Source organism: Rhizobium lentis (genome assembly GCF_017352135.1).
GTDB classification, from domain to species: domain Bacteria; phylum Pseudomonadota; class Alphaproteobacteria; order Rhizobiales; family Rhizobiaceae; genus Rhizobium; species Rhizobium lentis.
This window is the reverse complement of the sequence record NZ_CP071454.1, coordinates 1,786,065-1,808,976: the sequence shown is the minus strand read 5'-3', so window position 1 is coordinate 1,808,976 and position 22,912 is coordinate 1,786,065. Positions and strand designations below refer to the sequence as shown.

The window sequence follows — 22,912 nt, the reverse complement described above, 5'->3', positions numbered from 1 at the left end:
CCTGCCCTCAGCGGCTGAGAGCAGCGGCGATATCGGCTCCTACAAATTCCGCCGCCTGATCCGCTGCGCGGTTCTCGGCATCGCGGATCGCCCTTTGCTTGGCAAATTCCTGCTCGGAGAAATCCACCAGCGCGGTCGCCTGGCGGCTGCCGGCCTTGATGACGCGGCTGTCGGCGATAGCACTCAGCGTATAGGTGACGGTGACAGTGACACGGCCGGCGCGCGACGTATCGCCGGATTGCCGCAGGAGCGTATCGGCGACGGTCGAGATGGCCCGCATCTCGACGTGATATTGCGGATTGACCGCCTCGCCGGCGCCGCGCGACGCCAGGAAGATCAGGCGATTGCGAACCTGCTGTTCGACGCGGCCGCCCGCCTCGGAAAAACCAACCGAGGCCAGCTTTTCAGTGACGCCCGAACTCTCGGAGTAAAGCGGCCGGACCTGGCAGGCAGAAAGAAAAGCCGCGGCGGCAAGGATCACGGCGATGCCGGCATTGCGGGTGATATCAGACGACAATGTTCACAATCCTTTGGGGAACCACGATGATCTTCTTCGGTGCTTGCCCGTTCAGCGCGTTCTTCACCGCATCGAGATCCAGCACGGCTTTGGTGACGGCATTCTGATCTGCGTCGCGAGAAATTGTCAATTCAGCGCGCTTCTTGCCGTTGATCTGCACCGGCAGGACGACGTCGTTCTCCATGACGAGCGTTTCGTCGTATTGCGGCCAGCCGGTCCGGGCAAGCAACCCGTCATTGCCAAGCGCAGCCCAGCATTCCTCGGCAAGATGCGGCGTCATCGGTGCGACGAGTTGGATCAGGATTTCGGCGGCATCGCGCACTGCGGCGCGATAGCCGGCATCACCCTCACCCGCCGCAACCCTGGTCAGCGGGGCGGCCAGCGCGTTAACCAGTTCATAGATCCGCGCCACGGCCTTGTTGAACCAGAGCTTGTCGTAATCATTCTGGACAGCCTTCAGGGTCTTGTGGGCTGCCTGCGAAATCGCCAGCGCTTCCCCGTCGGTTGCCGGCGCGGGTGCAACAGCCGACAGGACGTCGGCCGCTTCGGAAATCAGCCGCCACAGGCGCTGGGTGAAACGATGGGCGCCTTCGACACCCGCCTCGGACCAGATGACATCGCGCTCCGGCGGAGAATCGGACAGAACGAAGAAGCGGGCGGTATCGGCGCCGTAGGAGGCGATGATATCATCAGGATCCACGACGTTCTTCTTCGATTTCGACATCTTCTCGATCGAGCCGATGGCGACCTCCTCGCCTGACGTCAGCAGGAAGGCGCGACGTTTGCCGTCGAGCTCCTCAATGCGGATATCGGCGGGCGCCACCCATTCGCGGCCGGCGCCACGGCTGTAGGTTTCATGGACCACCATGCCCTGGGTGAAAAGACCCTTGAAAGGTTCGGTGGCGGCGACATGGCCGGTCTCGCGCATGGCGCGGGTGAAGAAGCGGGAATAGAGCAGATGCAGGATCGCATGCTCGATGCCGCCGATATACTGGTCGACCGGCAGCCAACGGTTAGCCGCCTCAGGATCGGTCGGCTTTGCTTCCCATGGCGCGGTGAAACGGGTGAAATACCAGCTCGAATCGACGAAGGTGTCCATCGTATCCGTCTCGCGGCGGGCATCCTTGCCGCAATTCGGGCACGCGACGTGACGCCAGGTCGGATGGCGGTCGAGCGGATTGCCGGGCTGATCAAAGGTCACGTCTTCCGGCAGTTTCACCGGCAAGTCGGTCTTCGGAACGGGCACGACGCCACAGGCCTCGCAATGGATGACCGGGATCGGGCAGCCCCAATAGCGCTGACGCGAAATACCCCAGTCGCGCAAGCGGAAATTGACCTTCCGCTCGCCCTGCGGCGCATTGCCGAGCGAAATGGCCGACAGCCGGTCGGCGACGATATTGAAGGCTTCTTCGGTTGTCTTGCCGTCAAGGAAGCGGGAATTGATCATGATGCCATCGCCGTCATAAGCGGTATCGCCGACGGAGAATCTTGCGGCATCGCCATCCCGCGGCATGACGACGGCCACGACTGGCAGGCCGTATTTCCGGGCGAAATCAAGGTCGCGCTGGTCGCCGGAGGGGCAGCCGAAGATCGCCCCCGTGCCGTAGTCCATCAACACGAAATTGGCGATATACACCGGCAGCTCCCAGGAGGGATCGAACGGATGCCGGACGCGGATGCCGGTATCCAGGCCCTTCTTTTCAGCGGTCTCGAGCGCGGCGAGCGAAGTGCCGGCGCGGCGGCATTCCTCGCAGAAGGCTTCGATCTCGGGATTCTTTGCAGCGGCGTCCTTGGCCAGCGGATGATCGGCTGAAATCGCCAGGAAGGAAGCGCCGAACAGCGTATCGGGCCGGGTCGTATAGACGGTGATCTCGGTCTCGCCGGCCGGCGCGGTTTGCGGCACGATCTCCCAGCGGATCGTCAGACCTTCCGAGCGGCCGATCCAGTTCTTCTGCATCAGGCGGACTTTCTCCGGCCATTGGTCGAGCGTGTCCAGCGCGTCGAGCAGGTCCTGGCTGAAATCGGTGATCTTGAAGAACCACTGCGTCAGCTCGCGCTGCTCGACCAGCGCGCCCGAACGCCAACCGCGGCCGTCGATCACCTGTTCGTTGGCGAGAACTGTATTGTCGACCGGATCCCAATTGACCTTCGACTGCTTGCGGTAGACCAGCCCCTTCTCGAGAAAATCCAGGAAAAGATGCTGCTGGTGCTGATAATATTCGACATCACAGGTGGCGAATTCGCGGCTCCAGTCCAGCGAAAGCCCCATGGCCTTCAGCTGCGACCTCATCGAGGCAATGTTCTGGTAGGTCCAGGAACCGGGATGCACGCCGCGCTCCATGGCGGCGTTTTCGGCCGGCATGCCGAAAGCGTCCCAGCCCATCGGATGGAGCACGTTATAACCGCGGGCGCGCTTGTAGCGGGCAACGACATCGCCCATGGCGTAATTGCGGACATGGCCCATGTGAATGCGCCCCGAGGGATAAGGGAACATTTCAAGGACGTAGTATTTTTCGCGCGGATCGGCATTATCGGTTTCGAAGACCTTGTCTTCGTTCCATTTCTGCTGCCAGCGGGGCTCGGCATCGCGCGGATTATAACGTTCGGTGGCCATGGTATTCGTATTTCCGGAAAATCAGGGGAGGTCGGCCGAGACCTTCACCATGAAACCACCGTAGCGTCAAGTTTTGCAGGCGCTGCAGGCGTCCGATCTGCATTCGAAGCCGTGAGATTTCACGCGCGCGGGTCTTGGCAAGCACAGAATGGCTGGGTTAGTTCAGTGCCGATCCTTTCATGCTGGTATGTCGAGGCAGAACGATGGAACTTCAAGAGCGCTTGGATGACGTGCGGTCGCGGATTGCGGCCGGAGAACGCCAGGCAGGTCGTCCGGCCGGTTCCGTACAGCTGGTCGCGGTGTCGAAGACCTTCGAGGCGGATGCGATCCGTCCTGCCATCGCCGCCGGACAGCGCGTATTCGGCGAGAACCGGGTGCAGGAAAGCCAGGGCAAATGGCCTGATCTGAAGGCCGAGCATCCTGACATCGAGCTGCATCTGATCGGACCGCTGCAATCGAACAAGGCTGCGGATGCGGTGGCGCTTTTCGATGTCATCGAGACGGTGGACCGGGAAAAGATCGCCCGCGCACTTGCCGAGGAGATGAAGCGGCAAGGCAGGACGCCGCGGCTCTATGTCCAGGTCAATACCGGCCTCGAGCCGCAGAAGGCCGGCATTGCCCCTGACGACACGCCAGGCTTCATCTCGCTTTGCCGTGGCGAACTCGGTCTTTCGATCGAAGGCTTGATGTGCATTCCGCCGGCCGAGGAAAATCCCGGGCCGCATTTCGCCCTGCTGGCCAAGCTCGCCCGCAAGTGCAGCGTCGAAAAGCTCTCCATGGGCATGTCGGGCGATTACGAGACGGCGATTGCATTCGGCGCCACCAGCGTGCGTGTCGGATCGGCGATTTTCGGCGCGCGCTGATACCCCTTTGGTCGGGCTTCCCGTCCTCCCCCTCACTGCCTAAATTGACTTCAAGGCTTGCATTTCCTGGGGAGGAGCAGATGCAGAACGGCTATCATCAGGTCTATGCGGCCTGGAAACGCGATCCTGAAACCTTCTGGCGCGAGGCTGCCGCCGATCTCGACTGGTTCAAGCCGCCGGAGCGGATATTCGCCCCCGACGACGGTGTCTATGGCCGGTGGTTTCCAGGTGCCGAGACCAATACCTGCCACAACTGCCTGGACCGGCATGTGGCTTCAGGGCGCGGCAGCGAAACGGCAGTCATCTTCGACAGCGCCATGACCGGCGAGAAACACCGTTTCACCTATGACGAGGCACTCGGCGAGGTAAAGGCCATTGCCGCGACGCTGCTCGCTCTCGGGGTCGCCAAGGGTGATCGCGTGATCCTCTATATGCCGATGGTACCGCAGGCAGTGTTTTCGATGCTCGCCTGCGCCCGCATCGGCGCGGTTCATTCCGTCGTTTTCGGCGGCTTTGCCGCCAGCGAACTTGCGGCGCGCATCGATGACAGCGGCGCCAGGCTGGTGATCACCGCGAGCTGTGGGCTCGAGCCCGGCCGTGTTGTCGCCTATAAGCCGCTCGTCGACCAGGCCATCGAGATCGCGAGGGCCAAGCCGGCACACTGCCTGGTGCTGCAGCGGCCGGAGCTTAACGCAGATCTCGTCAGTGGCCGCGATCAGGATTTCGAGGCGGCGGTGGCGCGCCATCGCGGGACCGAGGTCGCCTGTGTTTCCGTCAAGGCGACGGACCCGCTCTACATTCTCTACACCTCCGGCACCACGGGTCAGCCGAAGGGCGTCGTGCGCGACAATGGCGGCCACATGGTCGCCCTCAACTGGTCGATGCGCAATATCTACGGCTTGAAGCCCGGCGAGGTTTTTTGGACGGCTTCGGATATCGGCTGGGTGGTCGGCCATTCCTATATCGTCTATGCCCCGTTGATCGCAGGGGTGACGACGCTGATCTTCGAAGGTAAGCCGGTCGGCACGCCGGATGCCGGCACATTCTGGCGGGTCGTCTCGGAATATAGGGTGCGGGTGCTCTTCACGGCGCCGACCGCATTCCGCGCTATTCGGCGGGAGGATGGCGACGGCGAACTGCTGCGGAATTATCCCATGCCGGATTTCCGGGCGCTGTTTCTCGCCGGCGAGAGGGCCGATCCCGAGACGCTGAAATGGGCCGAGCACATGCTCGGTGTGCCCGTCATCGATCACTGGTGGCAGACGGAGACAGGCTGGCCGATCGCCGCCAATCCGCTCGGTCTCGGCGCCCTTCCCGTCAAGCACGGATCGCCGACGTTGCCGATGCCGGGTTACGATATCACAGTGCTTGACGACGCCGGCCATCCGATCGAGGCCGGAACGCTCGGCAATATCGTCATCAAGCTGCCTTTGCCGCCGGGTTGCCTGCCGACTCTCTGGAACGCCGACGAGCGTTTCCGCTCGGCCTATCTCGACGAGTTCCCCGGTTACTATAAGACCGCCGATGCCGGCTATGTCGACGAGGACGGCTATCTCTTCATCATGTCGCGCACCGACGACATCATCAATTGCGCCGGTCATCGGCTTTCCACGGGAGCGATGGAGGAGGTCTGCGCACGCCATCCCGATGTCGCCGAATGCGCGGTCATCGGTATCGCCGATGCGCTGAAGGGCCAGGCCCCCTGCGGCTTCCTGGTGCTGAAACGGGATGTTTCCCGTGAAACGGCGGTGATCGAATCAGAGGTCGTGGCGATGATTCGCGAATCGATCGGTCCTGTCGCGGCCTTCAAAACCGCCATCACCGTTCATCGTTTGCCGAAGACCCGCTCCGGCAAGATCCTGCGCGGGACGATGCAGAAAATTGCGGACGGCATACCCTGGAAAATGCCTGCAACCATTGATGATCCGGCGATTTTGGAGGAGATCGCCGAGGCGCTGCGCAAGCGAGGTTTCGGCTCGCTGCCGCTGTGAAATTAAACTTTCAATAAGTCTAATTGAGAAATTGTTAACCATGTTGCGCAAGGATTTGTTAACGGCAATGGCTTGCATAGCAGGCTTTGCATGACGCGGTCGCCGTTACCGGCCTACTGCATAATTCCTTAAATCGGAATCGATTTAAGGATAAAATTATGCAGCAGTTGAAGTGCTACAGCGTCCTTTGCGCGTCTGAAAGACGCGCGGCGCGGTAGTCCGGAATGCCCCTTTCTCTACGATTGTGGAACGGATCATGACAAGCATCCTTACCAACAACGCTGCCATGGCAGCGCTGCAGACTTTGCGCGGGGTAAACGATAGCCTCAAGGACACCCAGGGTCGTGTTTCCTCGGGTTATCGTGTCGAAAAGGCGGCCGACAATGCGGCTTACTGGTCGATCGCAACGACCATGCGCTCGGACAACAAGGCTCTCTCGGCTGTCTCAGACGCCCTCGGTCTCGGCGCGGCGAAGGTCGACACCGCCTATTCGGCCATGGACAGCGCCATCGACGTCGTCAGCGAAATCAAGGCGAAGATCGTCGCCGCCACGGAAAAGGGCGTCGACAAGACGAAGATACAGCAGGAGCTCGACCAGCTGCAGGAGCAGTTGCTCAGCATCGCTCAATCGGCGTCCTTCTCCGGTGAAAACTGGGTCGCCGGCGCTTCCGGCACGAAGAGCGTCGTCTCGTCCTTCGTCCGCGATGGCAGCAATGCCGTTTCAGTGAAGATGACGGACTATGTGCTGAATTCAGGCACGCTCGGAAACGTGCTCTTCGGCATGACCTCCACCGGTGCGATCGAGACGACCAGCGGTATCATCGGCACCGCCTTCAACGGAACCTATGGCGGCACCGTCATCGTCATGCCGTCGATCTATGCGCTCGACATCAGCAACTTCACGCAGGGCCAGCTCGATTCGGCCTTGACGGGCATCGAGCTGGTTCTCGGCGCCATGATTGCCGCCGGCTCGGCCCTCGGCTCGATCTCGACCCGTATCCAGCTGCAGGAAACTTTTGTCAGCGGCCTTCACGATTCGATCGACTCCGGCGTCGGTCGCCTGGTCGATGCCGATATGGAGGAGGAATCGAGCAGGCTCTCGGCGTTGCAGACACAGCAGCAGCTCGCCATTCAGTCGCTTTCGATCGCCAATACCTCGGCGCAGAACATCCTCACCCTGTTCCGCAGCTGATCCGATCCTCAATAAAAAACCCCGCCGGTCGGTTCACCCGGCGGGGTTTTTGACGAGATAGCTGATATCTCAGTACTGATCTTCGTCGTCCTCGTCCTTCGGGGCCGAGCGCAGCGAGCTCAGCTTGCGGAAGACGGCATCGGCGTCGATTTCCTTTTCCTCTTCGCGCTCGTAGCTCGGCGTGAGGCGTTCGGTTTCCTGTGCCGATTGCAGCGTCGCGCCAAGTTCGGCGGCGGTCGGCAGTGGACGACCCTTGGAGGCCTTTTCCACTTCCATGTCGAGATCGATCTGGCTGCAGAGGCCAAGTGTCACCGGATCCATCGGCGCCAGATTGGCGGAATTCCAGTGGGTGCGCTCGCGGATCTGCTCGATCGTCGATTTGGTCGTGCCGACGAGGCGGGAAATCTGCGCGTCCTTCAGCTCCGGATGGTTGCGAACGAGCCAGAGAATGGCGTTCGGGCGATCCTGGCGCTTGGAAACCGGCGTATAACGCGGGCCGCGGCGCTTGGATTCCGGCACACGCACCTTCGGTTCGGAAAGCTTGAGCTTGTGGTTCGGGTTGGCTTCGGCGCGGGCGATCTCGTCGCGGGAAAGCTGTCCGGTCGAGATCGGATCGAGGCCCTTGATGCCCTGCGCCGCTTCTCCATCGGCGATCGCCTTGACCTCGAGCGGGTGCAGTTTGCAGAACTGCGCGATCTGATCGAAAGACAGCGCCGTGTTGTCGACAAGCCAGATGGCAGTCGCCTTCGGCATGAGCAGTGTTTGAGCCATGGATATAGTCCTTCTATCGTCCGCGCCGGTCGCGGTCCGTGGATTGTCACCACAATGTCCGGGAAATATGCCGCTATATAACCGGACTGTCGCAGAATTGCAATTCTTCCGAAATCAAATGACCTTTGTCTAATTGCCGTGGCGATGCGACCTGCTATGAATTGCCGTGATTTGAAGTTCGGGCTCATAGATCGCTTGGCCCGTCGCATGTCCCATGAGGAGGAGTTCCATGTCGGAGAAGATCTATCCGGTTACGAAGCCGGTGAAGGCGCGTGCCCTGATCGATAAGGAGAAGTACCTGAAATGGTACGAGGAAAGCGTCGAAAACCCGGACAAGTTCTGGGGCAAGCACGGCAAGCGGATCGACTGGTTCAAGCCCTACACCAAGGTCAAGAACACCTCCTTTACCGGCAAGGTCTCGATCAAGTGGTTCGAGGACGGCCAGACGAACGTCTCGTATAATTGCATCGACCGCCATCTGAAGACGAATGGCGACCAGGTGGCGATCATCTGGGAAGGCGACAATCCCTACATCGACAAGAAGATCACCTATAACGAGCTCTACGAGCATGTCTGCCGGATGGCGAACGTGTTGAAGAAGCACGGCGTCAAAAAGGGCGATCGCGTCACCATCTATATGCCGATGATCCCCGAGGCCGCTTACGCGATGCTCGCTTGCGCCCGCATCGGCGCGGTGCATTCGGTCGTCTTCGGCGGTTTCTCGCCCGAGGCGCTGGCAGGGCGCATCGTCGACTGCGAATCCACCTTCGTCATCACCTGCGACGAGGGCGTGCGCGGCGGCAAGCCGGTGCCGCTGAAGGACAATACCGATACGGCGATCCACATCGCCGCCCGCCAGCACGTCAATGTCAGCAAGGTGCTGGTCGTGCGCCGCACCGGCGGCAAGACCGGCTGGGCTCCCGGCCGCGATCTCTGGTATCACCAGGAAATCACCACGGTGAAGCCGGAATGCCCGCCGGCGAAGATGAAGGCGGAAGACCCGCTCTTCATCCTTTATACGTCAGGCTCGACCGGCAAGCCGAAGGGCGTACTGCACACGACAGGCGGCTATCTCGTCTATGCCTCGATGACGCACGAATATGTCTTCGACTATCATCACGGAGACATCTACTGGTGCACGGCCGATGTCGGCTGGGTCACCGGCCATTCCTATATCGTCTATGGGCCGCTTGCCAATTGCGCGACGACGCTGATGTTCGAGGGCGTGCCGAATTTCCCGGATCAGGGCCGGTTCTGGGAAGTGATCGACAAGCACAAGGTCAACATCTTCTACACGGCGCCAACGGCGATCCGCTCGCTGATGGGGGCCGGCGACGAATTCGTCACGCGCTCGTCGCGCTCTTCATTGCGCCTGCTCGGCACGGTCGGCGAGCCGATCAACCCGGAAGCCTGGGAATGGTATTACAATGTCGTCGGCGACAAGCGCTGCCCGGTTATCGACACCTGGTGGCAGACGGAAACCGGCGGCCACATGATCACGCCGCTGCCTGGCGCCACCGATCTGAAGCCCGGTTCGGCGACGACGCCGTTCTTCGGCATCAAACCGCAGCTGGTCGACAATGAGGGCAAGGTGCTGGAAGGTCCCGCCGACGGCAATCTCTGCATCACCGACAGCTGGCCGGGCCAGATGCGCACGGTCTATGGCGATCACGACCGCTTCATCCAGACCTATTTCTCCACCTACAAGGGCAAATATTTCACCGGCGACGGCTGCCGGCGCGATGAAGACGGCTATTACTGGATCACCGGCCGCGTCGACGACGTGCTCAATGTTTCCGGCCACCGGCTCGGTACGGCGGAGGTGGAATCGGCACTCGTCTCGCACAATCTGGTTTCGGAGGCCGCGGTCGTCGGTTACCCGCATGCGATCAAGGGCCAGGGCATCTATTGCTATGTGACCTTGATGGCCGGACACGAAGGCACTGATACACTCCGCCAGGACCTGGTGAAACATGTGCGCGCCGAAATCGGCCCGATCGCCGCGCCCGACAAGATCCAGTTCGCGCCTGGCCTGCCGAAGACCCGCTCCGGCAAGATCATGCGGCGCATCCTGCGCAAGATCGCCGAGGACGATTTCGGCGCGCTTGGCGACACCTCGACGCTTGCCGATCCAGCCGTCGTCGACGATCTGATCGCCAACCGGCAGAACAAGGTGACCGCCTGACATAAAGAGCCGCTCTGACCATCCGGGTCCTGGAGCGGCTCGCTTTACGCCGATAGCGCGTTTTTGATGGCGTGGCTCAGTATCGGCGTTGACAATCGCAGCTTAGAAATCGATTGCCCGGCCGTTGATCTCGTAATCCCCGAAGCGGGCGGGCTCGGCGCCGCCGCGGCCGCCGGTCTCCGGCGGCAGCTCCAGCGGTTTCTGGTTCTTGCGCCGCTCCTCAGCCTCGGCAAGCGCACGCTGGGCCGCCGGCGACAGTAGCTTGCGCGGCGGCTCCAGTCCCTCGGCCGTCGGCGTTTGGCTATTGTCGTTATCGGCTTCCTGCATTGGCTTCTCCTGCCGGAAATATTGAAAATGGCGGGTGAGTAACCAAATCATAATGCGCCGGTACAGCGATTAAAAGCTGGTAACGCCGAAATCGGAGTTGGAGATTCACCATGAACCTCGTTCGCACTGCCATGTTGCTTGCCTTCATGACGGCGCTTTTCATGTTCGTCGGCTTTCTGATCGGCGGCCGGGGCGGCATGATGATCGCGTTCGTCATAGCCGCCGGCATGAATTTCTTCTCCTATTGGAACTCCGATCGCATGGTGCTTGCGGCCTACCGCGCGCAGCAGATCGATGAGCGGAACGCGCCGGAATTCTTTGCGATCGTGCGCGACCTTGCCCGCAATGCCGGCCTGCCGATGCCGAAGGTCTATCTCTACGACAGCCCGCAGCCGAATGCCTTCGCCACCGGCCGCAATCCTGAAAATGCCGCCGTCGCCGCCTCGACCGGCCTGCTCAGCGCCCTGTCACCCGAGGAGGTCGCAGGCGTGATGGCGCATGAGCTCGCTCATATCCAGAACCGCGACACGCTGACCATGACGATTACGGCAACGCTTGCCGGGGCGATCTCGATGCTCGGCAACTTCGCCTTTTTCTTCGGCGGCAACCGCGACAACAACAACAATCCGCTCGGCTTCGTCGGCGTCCTCGTCGCGATGATCGTGGCGCCGCTCGCCGCCATGCTGGTGCAGATGGCGATCAGCCGCACACGCGAATATTCGGCAGACCGCCGCGGTGCCGAGATCTGCGGCAATCCGCTCTGGCTCGCTTCGGCGCTCGGCAAGATCGCCCGGGGTGCTGCCCATGTGCCGAACGAAGATGCCGAGCGCAATCCGGCGACAGCGCATATGTTCATCATCAACCCGCTCTCCGGCGAACGGATGGACAATCTGTTTTCCACCCATCCCAACACGGAAAACCGTATCGCCGCGCTGCAGGACATGGCGCAAAGCGGCATGGGTATCTCGACGGGACCGGTCCGTGCTGCTAATCCGTCGCGCAAATCGCGCTCTGTTCCGAATACGGGTCGCGGTGGTTCGCAACCGCCAAAAGGTCCGTGGTCTTGAATTCAAACGGCACGAAGCCATTCCGCAAACAGAAGCCCTCCGCCTCCCGATCGGCGCCTGATAAGCCCGGCCTGCAGGCCCGGGCCGCGGCGGCGAAAATTCTCGCCGCCGTCGTCGACCGCAAGCTGCCGCTCGACGGCGCTCTCGATCATGAACATGGCAATCCAGCCTACAAGGCGCTTGGCGAAAGCGATCGCGCCCTTGTCCGCGCCATCCTGAACACGACGCTGCGCCACCTGCCGCGCATCGATGCGGCAATTGCCTCGCTGCTGGAGTCGCCGCTGCCGGAGGGTGCGCGGGCTTTGCACCATGTTCTGGCCATCGGCGCCGCGCAGATCCTCTATCTCGACGTGCCGGATCATTCGGCCGTCGATCTTGCCGTCGAGCAGGCCAATCAGGATCCGCGCAATCGCCGTTTCGCCAAGCTGGTCAACGCCGTCCTGCGCCGACTCGGCCGTGAAAAGGAGGCGGTGCTGGAGGCAATCGGCAAGGTTCCGCCGATGCCGACCTGGTTCCTGACACGGCTGGAAAAGGCCTATGGCCGCGACGCGGCGCTGGCGATCTCGCAATCGCAGCTCGAACCTGCGGCAATCGATCTGACCGTCAAATCCGACGCCGAAGCCTGGGCGAAGCGGCTGAACGGGATTGCCCTGCCGACGGGCGGCGTGCGGCTTGCCGCCTTTGACGGCGGCATTCCTACACTCGAAGGCTTCGACGATGGGGCATGGTGGGTGCAGGATGCGGCGGCAAGCATCCCGGCCAGGCTTTTCGGCGATCTCACCGGCAAACGTGCCGCCGATCTTTGTGCCGCGCCAGGCGGCAAGACGGCGCAGCTCATCCTTGCCGGCGGCACAGTTACCGCCCTCGATCAGTCGGAAAGCCGGCTAAGACGGCTGCGGTCCAATCTCGAGCGGCTTGGCCTCAAGGCTGAAACGGTGGCGACGGACCTGACTACATTCAAGCCGGCAGAAGGCTTCGATGCGATTCTGCTCGACGCCCCCTGCTCTTCCACCGGCACGACGCGCCGGCACCCAGACGTACTGTGGACCAAGGGACCGGATGACATCGCCAGGCTGGCGGCGCTGCAGGAGCGGCTGCTGCGTCATGCGCTGACCTTGCTGAAGCCCGGCGGCACGTTGGTGTTTTCGAATTGCTCGCTCGATCCCGCCGAGGGTGAAGATGTCGTCGCCCGCATTCTTTCCGATACGGACACGATCGAGCGGGTTCCGATCAGCGCCGGCGACTGGCCCGGCCTTGAAGCGGCGATCACGCCACTCGGCGAATTCCGCACGCTTCCGACCATGCTGAAAATGCCTGAGAACGTGGCCTCCGGTCTCGACGGTTTCTACGCGGCGGTGCTGCGGCGAGCAGCCTGATTAAATCTTAACGCGTCGCCTGCGAATCCGCGCCATGCGCGGGCGTTTACACCCTCGCATCATGTCCGTCGGTTCTTGCGAACCGCCCGAATATCCTCGAATGATATGCGCTCATTTGCGTATATTCGAACTTTGTCACGAATTAATTCATTGTGGGCGATGAAATCGGCCGCTTTTCACCTATTCTTAACCACGAGGGTCAATAGACAATAGAATATGCAGTCCGGTCGGCGTTTTGCGAGCATGTATGTTCGGGAAGCTTGGCGGCGCGCCTTGCGCCGCGTCGCGCTGCTGCGCCTGAAGCTCATGCGCCATTCGATCAAGCCGCCTGAGCGCCTGATCGTCGCTCCGACTGATCTTCGCGGCATCGATCCGCATGTGGCCGACGAAATTCTCAACGGGCGTTTCCTTCTGGCCGGGCGCATGCTGGAAACCAACGGCAAATCGCCCTTCACCTTCACCTTGCCCTCGCGCCCTTTCGCAATCCGCCTGCACAGCTTCGGCTGGCTCCGGCACATGCGGGCGCACAAGACGGAACGCAGCTCGGCCGCTGCCCGCGCCATCGTCGACAGCTGGCTTTCCATCCATGCCGGCCGCATGGAAGGCGTTGCCTGGGAGACCGATGTCACCGCCCAGCGTGTCATCGCCTGGCTGTCGCATTCGCCTGTCGTGCTGCAGAATGCCGATCGCGGCTTCTATCGCCGCTTCATGAAGTCGCTGGCTTTCCAGGTCAGGTTCCTGCACCGGATGGCGCCCTACACGCTCGGCGGTCTGGAGCTGTTTCGGCTGCGTATCGCGCTCGCCATGGCCTCCGTCGCCATGCCGGCCCGCGCATCCACGCTGAGAAGAGCGGCCCAGGCGCTCGACCGTGAATTCGATAGCCAGATTCTGCCGGATGGGGGCCATATCTCGCGCAATCCGCGGGTCGGTCTGGAATTGCTGCTCGACCTGCTGCCGCTCAGGCAAACCTATGTCAATCTCGGCCATGATCTGCCGCAGAAGCTGATCTCGGGTATCGACCGCATGTATCCGGCCTTGCGGTTCTTTCGCCATCAGGACGGGGATCTGGCGCTTTTTAACGGCGCGACTTCCACGCTCGCCAACGAGCTGATGTCGGTGCTCAGATATGACGAGACCGCTGGCCAGCCGTTCAAGGCTTTGCCGCAGTCGCGCTATCAGCGGCTTTCCGGGGGCAAGACGGTCATCATCGCCGATACCGGCGCGCCGCCTTCGGGCGGCGCGCTGCGCACCGCGCATGCCGGCAGCCTCTCGTTCGAGATGTCGTCGGGCCGCCATCGCTTCATCGTCAATTCCGGCTCGCCAAAATTCGCCGGCCACCGTTATGTGCAGATGGCGCGCACGACTGCGGCGCATTCGACCGTCATCCTCAACGACACGTCGTCCAGCCGTTTCGCGCTCTCGCCTTTCCTCGATCACGCGATCACCGAACCGGTGAGGACCGTCAGCGTCGAACGTGTTGAAACCGAGGATGGACGCGACAGCATCAAGCTCAGCCATGACGGTTATCTCAGGACGTTCGGCGTGCTGCACGAGCGTGAGTTGACGCTCAATGCTGCAGGCTCGATCATGACCGGCCGCGACCGGCTCATCATGCGGGAAGGATATGAAAGTGACGAAGCTCTGAAGGCCGTCGCCCGTTTTCATATTCATCCGGCGATCGTTGTGCAGCAGAGTGACGGGGAATCCGTTCTGCTGACGGCGCCGGACGGCGAAAGCTGGCTGTTTTCCGCGCCCGGCAACGAAGTGCTGATTTCCGAGGACATCTTCTTTGCCGACAGCTCCGGCATTTGCGGGTCGGATCAGATCGAGATCGACTTCGATCTCGCAGAGAAGACGGAAATCCGCTGGTTCTTATCCCGCAAAGGCTAGATCCTGTTTGCGCGGCGGCAAAGCTGTGCTAACGCGGCGCCAGCACGCTGACGTCCGGATATGGATGTCTTCCGAAGCCCGAACGGAGAAGGTTTCATGGCCGTCATTTCCAAGAAGATCCCCGCCCCCGACAAGGTTGAAATCAAGACCGCGCTCCTTTCCGTCTTCGACAAGACCGGCATCGTCGAGCTCGCCCAGGCATTGTCTGAAAGAGGCGTGCGTCTGCTGTCGACCGGCGGCACCTATAAGGCGATCGCCGCTGCCGGTCTCGCCGTCACCGACGTTTCCGAAATCACCGGCTTTCCCGAGATTATGGATGGGCGCGTCAAGACGCTGCATCCGACGGTGCATGGTGGCCTGCTGGCGATCCGCGACGACAGCGAGCACCAGGAGGCGATGAAAGAGCACGGCATCGAGGGCATCGATCTTGCCGTCATCAACCTCTATCCCTTCGAAGACGTGCGCGCGGCCGGCGGCGATTATCCGACGACCGTCGAGAATATCGATATCGGCGGTCCGGCGATGATCCGGGCGTCAGCCAAGAACCATGCCTATGTGACCATTCTGATCGATCCCAGCGATTATGCCGAGTTCACTGGGCAGCTTTCGGCGGAGGACGGCAAGACTGCCTATGCCTTCCGCCAGCGCATGGCCGCCAAGGCCTATGCCCGTACCGCTGCTTATGATGCTGTGATTTCCAACTGGTTCGCCGAGGCGCTGTCGATCGACACGCCGCGCCACCGCGTCATCGGTGGCACGCTGAAGGAAGAGATGCGCTACGGCGAAAACCCGCACCAGAAGGCGGCTTTCTATGTGACGGGTGAGAAGCGCCCCGGCGTGTCGACGGCCGTCCTTCTCCAGGGCAAGCAGCTCTCCTACAACAACATCAATGACACCGACGCCGCTTATGAACTCGTCGCCGAGTTCCTGCCCGAAAAGGCGCCGGCCTGCGCCATCATCAAGCATGCCAATCCCTGCGGCGTCGCCACGGGATCGAGCCTGGTCGAGGCCTATCGCCGGGCGCTCGCCTGCGATTCCGTTTCCGCCTTCGGCGGCATCATCGCGCTCAACCGGACGCTGGATGCCGAAACGGCCGAGGAGATCGTCAAGCTCTTCACCGAGGTGATCATTGCCCCCGATGTGACCGAGGAGGCGAAGACGATCGTCGCCCGCAAGCCGAATCTGCGGCTTCTGTCGGCCGGCGGCCTGCCCGACCCGCGCGCCGCGGGCTTGACGGCGAAGACCGTTTCCGGCGGCTTCCTTGTCCAGAGCCGCGACAACGGCATGGTCGAGGATCTGGAACTCAAGGTCGTGACCAAGCGCGCGCCGACGGCGCAGGAGCTTGAGGACATGAAGTTCGCCTTCAAGGTCGGCAAGCACGTGAAATCGAATGCCGTCGTCTACGCCAAGAACGGCCAGACGGCCGGTATCGGCGCCGGGCAGATGAGCCGGGTCGATTCTGCCCGCATCGCCGCGCTGAAAGCCGAAGAGGCCGCCAAGGCGCTCGGCCTTGCGGTTCCGATGACTCAAGGCTCGGCGGTCGCTTCCGAAGCCTTCCTGCCGTTTGCCGATGGCCTTCTGTCGATGATCGCCGCAGGGGCGACGGCGGTCATCCAGCCGGGCGGCTCGATGCGCGACCAGGAGGTCATCGATGCCGCCGACGAACATGGCGTTGCCATGGTCTTCACCGGCATGCGCCATTTCCGGCACTGATCGGGCACGGGAAAATTGTCAGACGCGATCGGCCGGATAGGGCGTGCGGATCAGCAGCACCAGCCCTGCGGCGAGGAACAGGACCAGCGTTGCCATTCCGAGCCGCGCTGAGCCGCTCATATAGGTCACTAGCGAGAAGAGCAGCGTCGCCATGAAACTCGTGGCGCGACCCGAAAGCGCGTAGATGCCGAAATAGCGGCCGGCTTCCTTCAGGCTGACGCTGCGGGCGAGATAGGAGCGCGACGAGGCCTGCACCGGCCCGAAGGCGAGCCCGATCAGCAGGCCATAGAGGATATAGGCTTTCTCCGCGGCGGTGCCGAAGAGGCCGCCGGAATCGGCCGTCGGCAGCGATATCAGGCCAAACAGGGTGTAGCCCGGTCCGGTCGAGATGATGCCGATGGTGGCGAGAAGCAGCATCGTGAGACTGATGACGACGGTCGCCTTCGAACCGACGCCCTTGTCGATCCGGCCGGCGAGCAGGCAGCCGAAGATTGCGACGATGTTCAGGATGATGCCATAGAGGCCGATCTCGATCGTCGCCCAGCCGAACATGCCGGCGGCGAAGACGCCGCCGAGGATCAGCAGGCCATTGACGCCGTCCTGATAGATCATGCGGGAGATGATGAATTTCAGGATGCCGCGGCGCTCCTTGAGTTCACTGAGCGTATTCCTGAGTTCCCGCAGGCCGAGGCGCACGGCGCTGATGAAGGGAAGGCCCCGGCGAACATCGGGCGTGAAGAAGAACATCGGCAGGATGAAGATCAGATACCAGACAGCCGAGATCGGCCCGGTGATGCGCGCATCCTCGCCGGTCTTGGGATCGAGGCCGAAAAGCGGATCGAGGCCGAGAACGGTTTTGCCGCTCTCCGGGTTTGCCGCCAAAAGCGTGACGACAGCAATCAGCACGATCATGCCGCCGAGGTAACCAAGCCCCCAGGCGGTGTTGGAGAGCTTGCCGACCTCCGCCTTGTCGACAAGGCGCGGCATCAACGAATCGTTGAAGACGATGGAAAACTCGGCCGAGATCGAGGCGAGGATCATGAAGATCACGGGATAGAGGACAGGCGAGCCGGGGGCTGCAAACCACAGGCAGAAAAGGCTGACGATCTTGACGATCGCGAAGAAGCCGATCCAGGGCTTGCGTGCGCCGGACTGGTCGGCGATCGAGCCGAGAACCGGCGAGAGCAGGGCGATGATCACCGAGGAGATCGTCGCCATATTGCTCCACATCGTCTGGGCCGACACCGGATCATCGGTCAGGCGTGAGACGAAGTAGGGCCCGAAGATGAAGGTGGTGACCACGGTAAAGAACGGCTGGGCCGCCCAATCGAAGAACATCCAACCCCAGATGCCCTTCTCCGTGGCCTTCGGCGGCTGCGTTCCTGTCCAGTCTATGCGATTCAATGTCCGCTCCCTTTTCGCGGACTGTCTCACCTCGCCCGGTCGCGCGCAAGATCGGTCAGGATACCTGCGGCAACGGTAATGCGTGCAAGGTTGGGATCGCCGCTGTCGCTCAGGCTCGAAAGCTCCTCGACGATACGGTTGATGCGGATACGATCCTGCGCATGCCAGGCCTGAACCGGCAGCTTCTCCTTGCCGTGATCGGAAAGGGCAGAGATGACGATGTCACGCCGGGCGCTGGCGATCTGGTCGATGCTGCGGGCAAGCGCCAGGTTCTCGTAGTGATCGGAGGTGAGAATCCGTCCGCCCGCCGCCAGCAGCCGGGCGATGCGGAAGGTCTGCGACACCGCGAAGTAGTTCTCGGCGGCCCGCACCAGCGGCTCGCCGGTGCGTTCGGCAATCTGCATGATCTCGGGCACCAGGGCGAAACTCTGAATATTGGCGATCTCGGCGCCCAGTTTTTCCGGCACACCCGCTTGGAGGTATTCTGCCTGGCGGGCGGCGGCATCGCTGGCGGACTGTTCGGCAAAGGCGGGTTTCAGCTTCTTCAGGGCAGCCTGCAACCGGCTAATCACTTCCGCCATATCGGCCTTGGTCATGCCGGTCTTCAGGAGGAGGCGCGTCAGCACGGTGAAGCTATGGCTGATCTCCTCGTAGAGGCGGTTCTGCATCTCGCCTGATATCTTGCCATCGAGGGCGTCCGTTTCGGCCCAGAGCCGGGTCAGGTCGAAACCGTCGCGGGCGACGATGGCGGCGCGCACCACTTCCGGCGCCGAAGCCGCCGTCGCATCCATCATGGCGACCGTGAAGCTCGGTCCGCCGCGATTGATGGCCTCGTTGGCAAGCACGGTCGCGACGATTTCGCGCTTCAGGCGGTGGCTGGCGATGTCGCCGGCGTTCGACCTCTGCATCTTCACGGGAAAATAATTCGAAAGCGTCGCGGAGAAATAGGGATCGTCCGGCAGATCGCTTGCGGCGAGCGCATCGAAGAGCACGATCTTGGCATAGGACACAAGCACGCCGATTTCCGCCCGGGTCAGCGGCTTGCCGGCGGCATAACGTTCGGCAAGCGTTGTGTCATCGGGCAGCGTCTCGACCTTGCGATTCAGCTGCTTGGCACCTTCGAGAACGGTCATGAACCGCGCAAGCTCCAGGCCGTTTGCCGTGCCCTTGCGTTCCGTCAGCGAGATCGCCAGCGACTGCAAATAGTTGTTGCGCAGCACCAGGGCCGCCACTTCTTCGGTCATCGATGAAAGAAGCTGGTCGCGTTTTGCCCGGGTCAAGCGCCCGTCATGCATGGCGGATGCCAGCGCGATCTTGATGTTGACCTCGACGTCCGAGGTGTTGACGCCGGCCGAATTGTCGATGGCGTCGGAGTTGCAGCGCCCACCCTTGAGGCCGTAGGCGATGCGGCCCTTCTGGGTGACGCCGAGATTGGCGCCCTCGCCGATCACCTTGGCGCGTACCTCCGTCGCAGTGATGCGGATCGGATCGTTGGCACGATCGCCGACTTCGGCGTCGGTTTCGGAGGGAGCCTTCACATAGGTGCCGATGCCGCCGAACCAGAGCAGGTCGACGGGGCTCTTCAGGATCGCCGTCATGATCTCGAAGGGCGTGGCGACAGCCTTGTCGATGCCGATCGCGGCAACCGCTTCCGGCGTCAGCGTCACGGATTTCGCCGAGCGGGAGATGATCATCGCCCCTTTCGAAAGCATCCCCTTGTCGAAATCCTGCCAGCTCGAGCGTGGCAGGTTGAAGAGCCGCTGGCGTTCGGCCAGCGTCTTTTCCATGTCCGGGTCGGGATCGATGATGATGTCGCGGTGATCGAAGGCGGCAATCAGTCTGATCTTCGGCGAGAGCAGCATGCCGTTGCCGAAGACGTCGCCCGACATATCGCCGACGCCGGCGACGGTGAAGGGCGTCGTCTGAATGTCGATGTCCATTTCGCGGAAATGGCGTTTTACGGTTTCCCAGGCGCCGCGGGCGGTGATGCCCATCTTCTTGTGGTCGTAACCGGCCGAGCCGCCGGAGGCGAAGGCATCGTCCAGCCAAAAGCCGGCTTCCTGCGCCAGCGCGTTGGCGGTGTCGGAGAAGGTCGCCGTACCCTTGTCGGCGGCAACGACGAAATAGGGATCGTCACCATCGAGTCTGACCGTATCCTTCGGCGGCACGATATCGGCGCCCGATATGTTGTCGGTGATCGAAAGCAGCGTGCGGATATAAGTCTTGTAAGCCTCGCGGCCGGCATTGAAGACCTCGTCGCGGCTGCCGCCGATCGGAAGCTTCTTCGGATAGAAGCCGCCCTTGGCGCCGACCGGCACGATGACGGCATTCTTCACCTGCTGCGCCTTGACGAGGCTGAGCACTTCGGTGCGGTAATCCTCGGCGCGGTCGGACCAGCGCAGACCGCCACGCGCCACCTTGCCGAAGCGCAGGTGCACGCCTTCGACCTCGACGCCATAGACGAACATCTCGCGGAAGGGCCTGGGTTGCGGCAGGCCGTCGACCAGGTGCGGATCGAGCTTGAAGGCCAGCATCGATTTCGGCGAGCCATCCGGGTTCTTCTGAAAATAATTGGTGCGCAGCGTCGCGTCGACGATGTTGACGTAGCGGCGCAAGATACGGTCGTCGTCAAGGCTCGGAACGTCGGCGAGTTCGGCCTCGATCGCTTGGTGCAGGTCGGCGAGCTTCTTGGCGCGGGCCTTTTCCGAAAGCTTGGTGTCGAGCGTGTCGTGAAAGAGGCGGAAAATGGTGGCGGCAATCTTCGGATATTTATCGAGCGTCGTTGCGATATAATCCTGCGAATAGGCGATGCCGGCCTGGCGGAGATAACGCGCATAGGCGCGCAGCACGTTGGCCTCGCGCGCCGAGAGCCCGGCCGACAGGATCAGCCGGTTGAAGCTGTCATTATCGATCGTGCCGGCGAAGGCGGCGACGAAGGCTTCCTCGAGGGTGGCGCCATAACGCTGCAGATCGATGTCGCCGCCGGTGCGGGTCTCGAGCTCCATGTCGTGCAGCACGACGAGCTTCGTTTCTCCATCGGCGGCCGGCACGCCGATGTCGAAGGTCCGTTCGCTGACGACATTGAAGCCGAGATTCTCCAGAAGCGGCACGCGACGCGACAGCGCCAACTGGCCCCCGGAGTGGAAGATCTTCAGCGAGAGGACACGGCCATGTTCTTCCCGGCGATGGTAAAACTGGATGCGGAGCGGTTCGCCGGCAGCGCAGGCTCCGATATCGGCGAGGTCGGCAACGGTTTCTTCGGGCGTGAAGGAATCCTGGAAGGCTTGGTCGACCGATAGCTTCGGCGCCTTGGGTCCGGCCAGCGCTTCAAAACGATCATCCCAGCGGGCGGTGATTTCCCGGATCGTCTGCTCGAGCTTGGCCTGCGGAATGCGCGGCGTCTTGCCGCCGGAGCGGCCGATGATGAAATGAACGCGCGCCACACCGCCTTCCGGGAAAGCCGGGTAATAGGCGGAGACGCGGCCGTCGTAGACGGTCTTCAGATAAGTGCCGATCCGCTCCCGCACGATCGAATCATACTCCTCACGCGGCACATAGACGATGACCGAGACGAAGCGGTCGAAATGATCGATGCGCGGCAGGACGCGCACGCGCGGCCGGTCGGCGAGATCGTTGATCTGCTCGGCAAAACTGGCGAGCAGCGTGGTGTCGATCTGGAAAAGGTCGTCGCGCGGATAGGATTCCAGCGTGTTGTCGAGCATGCGGCCGGAATGACTCATCGGGTCGAAGCCGAAATGCTCCTTCACCTTTTCGATTTTGGACCGCAGCAGCGGGATTTCGGAGGCGAGCGAGGTATAGGCCGTCGAGGTGAAAAGGCCGACGATGCGCAGTTCCCCTGTGACATTGCCGTCGGCATCGAAGCGCTTGACGCCGACATAGTCCATATAGGCGCGGCGATGGACGATCGATTTCACGTTCGCCTTGGTGACGATCAGGAAATCGGGGCCGTCGAGGAAGGCGAGGATCTCGGGCGTCGTTGTCACCGCGTCCTTGCCGGTGCGGAGCACGAGAACATCGGGGTTGGAGAGGATGCCGAGGCCGGCGCCCTTGTCGCGCTCGACCTTGGCGTCGGCACCCTTGCCGGAATAAACATATTCGCGCATGCCGAGGAAGGTGAAATTCTCGTCCCGCAGCCAGCTCAGGAAGGCGATTGCCTCGGCGTGTTCGGCCTTCCTGCGACCGGGGCCGTTGGCCGCAAGCTCGGCGATCACCCCGTCGAGCTTCGCGAGCATCGGCTTCCAGTCGGAGACCGATAGGCGGACCTGTTCGAGCACGGTCTGGACGCGTTTGACGAGATCGGCAGCCTGAGTGGAGTTCAACGGGGCAATATGGAGCTGGATATGGCTGACGCGCGCGGCGGGATCGCTCGGGTGGTCGGCGGAATAGAGCGCGGGGGCTTTGCCCTTTTCCATGACGAGGATGGGATGCACGGCCATGAACAGATCGCGATAGGTGCTCGTTACTTCACCCATGACCGATTCATAAAGGAAAGGCATATTCTGGTCGGTGACCGAAAGCACCGAGACGGCGGTGCCATCAGGCGTCACTTCGGGAATGGTGTCGATGCTGACGCGGGGCGTCTTGCCGTTCCAGGCGGCGAGTTCCTTTGCCGAATGCACGGCGGAGCGCGCCAGCATTTCAGGCGTATAAAGTTCGAGATCGTCATTGCTGGCCCGGCCGAACAGAATTACCGGATCGAGATGCGACTCGCGCGTCGCCTTGGCGATCTTGCGCGCGTTTTCGATCTGCTTTTCCCGTTTCGGATTGTTTCTCGCAGCCATGAAATGCCTCCCCGCAATGGACTGATTTTCCGCAAGCTAGCAGAAGATCATTCGAAAAAATCTCTAAAATAGAGGTCTGAACGATTGTTTTGATGCTTTTTTGGCGTGGGAAATGGGAAACCGGCAGAGGTTTTCGCGGATTTTTGGCCAAACCGCCCGGGAAAGACCATTTTCTCGTTTCTCATGCTGCCTCACATTTT

14 protein-coding genes are annotated in these 22,912 nt (G+C 61.8%); 8 read left to right on the top strand and 6 right to left on the bottom strand.

Going from position 1 to position 22,912, the window contains the following annotated elements:
• Positions 1–7 precede the first annotated feature (7 nt).
• Together lptE and leuS are read right to left on the bottom strand one after the other, a co-directional pair.
• Positions 8–517 carry an LPS assembly lipoprotein LptE gene (gene lptE / locus J0663_RS08615; protein ID WP_207243995.1) on the bottom strand — a complete coding sequence of 170 codons (510 nt, stop codon included), beginning with the start codon at positions 515–517 and terminating at the stop codon, positions 8–10.
• Positions 507–3,131, bottom strand: coding sequence for a leucine--tRNA ligase (leuS, locus tag J0663_RS08610; RefSeq protein WP_207243994.1), 2,625 nt, complete (start codon positions 3,129–3,131; stop codon positions 507–509). Before leuS ends, lptE begins: the two co-directional genes overlap by 11 nt.
• 203 nt (positions 3,132–3,334) lie before the next feature.
• Between leuS and J0663_RS08605 the strand changes: the two genes are divergently transcribed.
• The 3 genes from J0663_RS08605 to J0663_RS08595 all read left to right on the top strand — a co-directional run bounded on the left by J0663_RS08605 (position 3,335) and on the right by J0663_RS08595 (position 7,177).
• Positions 3,335–3,994 (top strand): YggS family pyridoxal phosphate-dependent enzyme, encoded by a 660-nt coding sequence (locus J0663_RS08605; RefSeq protein ID WP_207243993.1) that lies wholly within the window; start codon positions 3,335–3,337, stop codon positions 3,992–3,994.
• An 80-nt stretch (positions 3,995–4,074) separates the two neighbouring features.
• On the top strand, positions 4,075–5,985 hold the full coding sequence (locus J0663_RS08600; RefSeq protein WP_207243992.1) for a propionyl-CoA synthetase: 1,911 nt from the start codon (positions 4,075–4,077) through the stop codon (positions 5,983–5,985).
• 256 nt (positions 5,986–6,241) lie between these two features.
• A complete protein-coding gene (locus J0663_RS08595) occupies positions 6,242–7,177 on the top strand; it encodes a flagellin N-terminal helical domain-containing protein (RefSeq protein WP_207243991.1) in 936 nt (311 codons plus the stop codon).
• Between the two features lie 69 nt (positions 7,178–7,246).
• Here the strand turns inward: J0663_RS08595 and J0663_RS08590 are convergent, their stop codons facing one another.
• On the bottom strand, positions 7,247–7,948 hold the full coding sequence (locus tag J0663_RS08590) for a DUF1013 domain-containing protein (protein WP_088675408.1): 702 nt from the start codon (positions 7,946–7,948) through the stop codon (positions 7,247–7,249).
• Between the two features lie 229 nt (positions 7,949–8,177).
• Here J0663_RS08590 and acs point away from each other — a divergent pair, with 229 nt between their 5' ends.
• A complete protein-coding gene (acs, locus tag J0663_RS08585; RefSeq protein WP_207243990.1) occupies positions 8,178–10,133 on the top strand; it encodes an acetate--CoA ligase in 1,956 nt (651 codons plus the stop codon).
• A 102-nt stretch (positions 10,134–10,235) separates the two neighbouring features.
• Here acs and J0663_RS08580 read toward each other — a convergent pair whose 3' ends face one another.
• Positions 10,236–10,460: a DUF1674 domain-containing protein gene (locus J0663_RS08580; protein WP_207243989.1), complete on the bottom strand. Its 225-nt coding sequence runs from the start codon at positions 10,458–10,460 to the stop codon at positions 10,236–10,238.
• A gap of 110 nt (positions 10,461–10,570) precedes the next feature.
• Between J0663_RS08580 and htpX the strand changes: the two genes are divergently transcribed.
• From htpX to purH, 4 genes are all read left to right on the top strand, one after another.
• Positions 10,571–11,527, top strand: a complete 957-nt coding sequence (htpX, locus tag J0663_RS08575; protein WP_207243988.1) for a zinc metalloprotease HtpX — start codon at positions 10,571–10,573, stop codon at positions 11,525–11,527.
• Positions 11,518–12,903: an RsmB/NOP family class I SAM-dependent RNA methyltransferase gene (locus tag J0663_RS08570; protein ID WP_207243987.1), complete on the top strand. Its 1,386-nt coding sequence runs from the start codon at positions 11,518–11,520 to the stop codon at positions 12,901–12,903. Before htpX ends, J0663_RS08570 begins: the two co-directional genes overlap by 10 nt.
• Before the next feature lie 216 nt (positions 12,904–13,119).
• Positions 13,120–14,793 (top strand): heparinase II/III family protein, encoded by a 1,674-nt coding sequence (locus J0663_RS08565; protein ID WP_207243986.1) that lies wholly within the window; start codon positions 13,120–13,122, stop codon positions 14,791–14,793.
• Between the two features lie 96 nt (positions 14,794–14,889).
• Positions 14,890–16,506 carry a bifunctional phosphoribosylaminoimidazolecarboxamide formyltransferase/IMP cyclohydrolase gene (gene purH, locus J0663_RS08560; protein ID WP_207243985.1) on the top strand — a complete coding sequence of 539 codons (1,617 nt, stop codon included), beginning with the start codon at positions 14,890–14,892 and terminating at the stop codon, positions 16,504–16,506.
• 18 nt (positions 16,507–16,524) lie between these two features.
• Here purH and J0663_RS08555 read toward each other — a convergent pair whose 3' ends face one another.
• Complete coding sequence (locus J0663_RS08555) at positions 16,525–17,910, bottom strand: MFS transporter (protein WP_207243984.1); 1,386 nt, start codon at positions 17,908–17,910, stop codon at positions 16,525–16,527.
• A gap of 26 nt (positions 17,911–17,936) precedes the next feature.
• Complete coding sequence (locus J0663_RS08550; RefSeq protein ID WP_207243983.1) at positions 17,937–22,712, bottom strand: NAD-glutamate dehydrogenase; 4,776 nt, start codon at positions 22,710–22,712, stop codon at positions 17,937–17,939.
• Between the last annotated feature and the right edge of the window lie 200 nt (positions 22,713–22,912).

Excerpts from the sequence above, each read along its gene's own strand:
- htpX (WP_207243988.1), top strand. The coding sequence starts at position 10,571 with ATGAACCTCGTTCGCACTGCCATGTTGCTTGCCTTCATGACGGCGCTT.
- purH (WP_207243985.1), top strand. The coding sequence starts at position 14,890 with ATGGCCGTCATTTCCAAGAAGATCCCCGCCCCCGACAAGGTTGAAATC.
- J0663_RS08580 (WP_207243989.1), bottom strand. The coding sequence starts at position 10,460 with ATGCAGGAAGCCGATAACGACAATAGCCAAACGCCGACGGCCGAGGGA.
- J0663_RS08605 (WP_207243993.1), top strand. The coding sequence starts at position 3,335 with ATGGAACTTCAAGAGCGCTTGGATGACGTGCGGTCGCGGATTGCGGCC.
- acs (WP_207243990.1), top strand. The coding sequence starts at position 8,178 with ATGTCGGAGAAGATCTATCCGGTTACGAAGCCGGTGAAGGCGCGTGCC.
- J0663_RS08565 (WP_207243986.1), top strand. The coding sequence starts at position 13,120 with ATGCAGTCCGGTCGGCGTTTTGCGAGCATGTATGTTCGGGAAGCTTGG.
- J0663_RS08590 (WP_088675408.1), bottom strand. The coding sequence starts at position 7,948 with ATGGCTCAAACACTGCTCATGCCGAAGGCGACTGCCATCTGGCTTGTC.
- J0663_RS08600 (WP_207243992.1), top strand. The coding sequence starts at position 4,075 with ATGCAGAACGGCTATCATCAGGTCTATGCGGCCTGGAAACGCGATCCT.
- leuS (WP_207243994.1), bottom strand. The coding sequence starts at position 3,131 with ATGGCCACCGAACGTTATAATCCGCGCGATGCCGAGCCCCGCTGGCAG.
- J0663_RS08595 (WP_207243991.1), top strand. The coding sequence starts at position 6,242 with ATGACAAGCATCCTTACCAACAACGCTGCCATGGCAGCGCTGCAGACT.
- J0663_RS08550 (WP_207243983.1), bottom strand. The coding sequence starts at position 22,712 with ATGGCTGCGAGAAACAATCCGAAACGGGAAAAGCAGATCGAAAACGCG.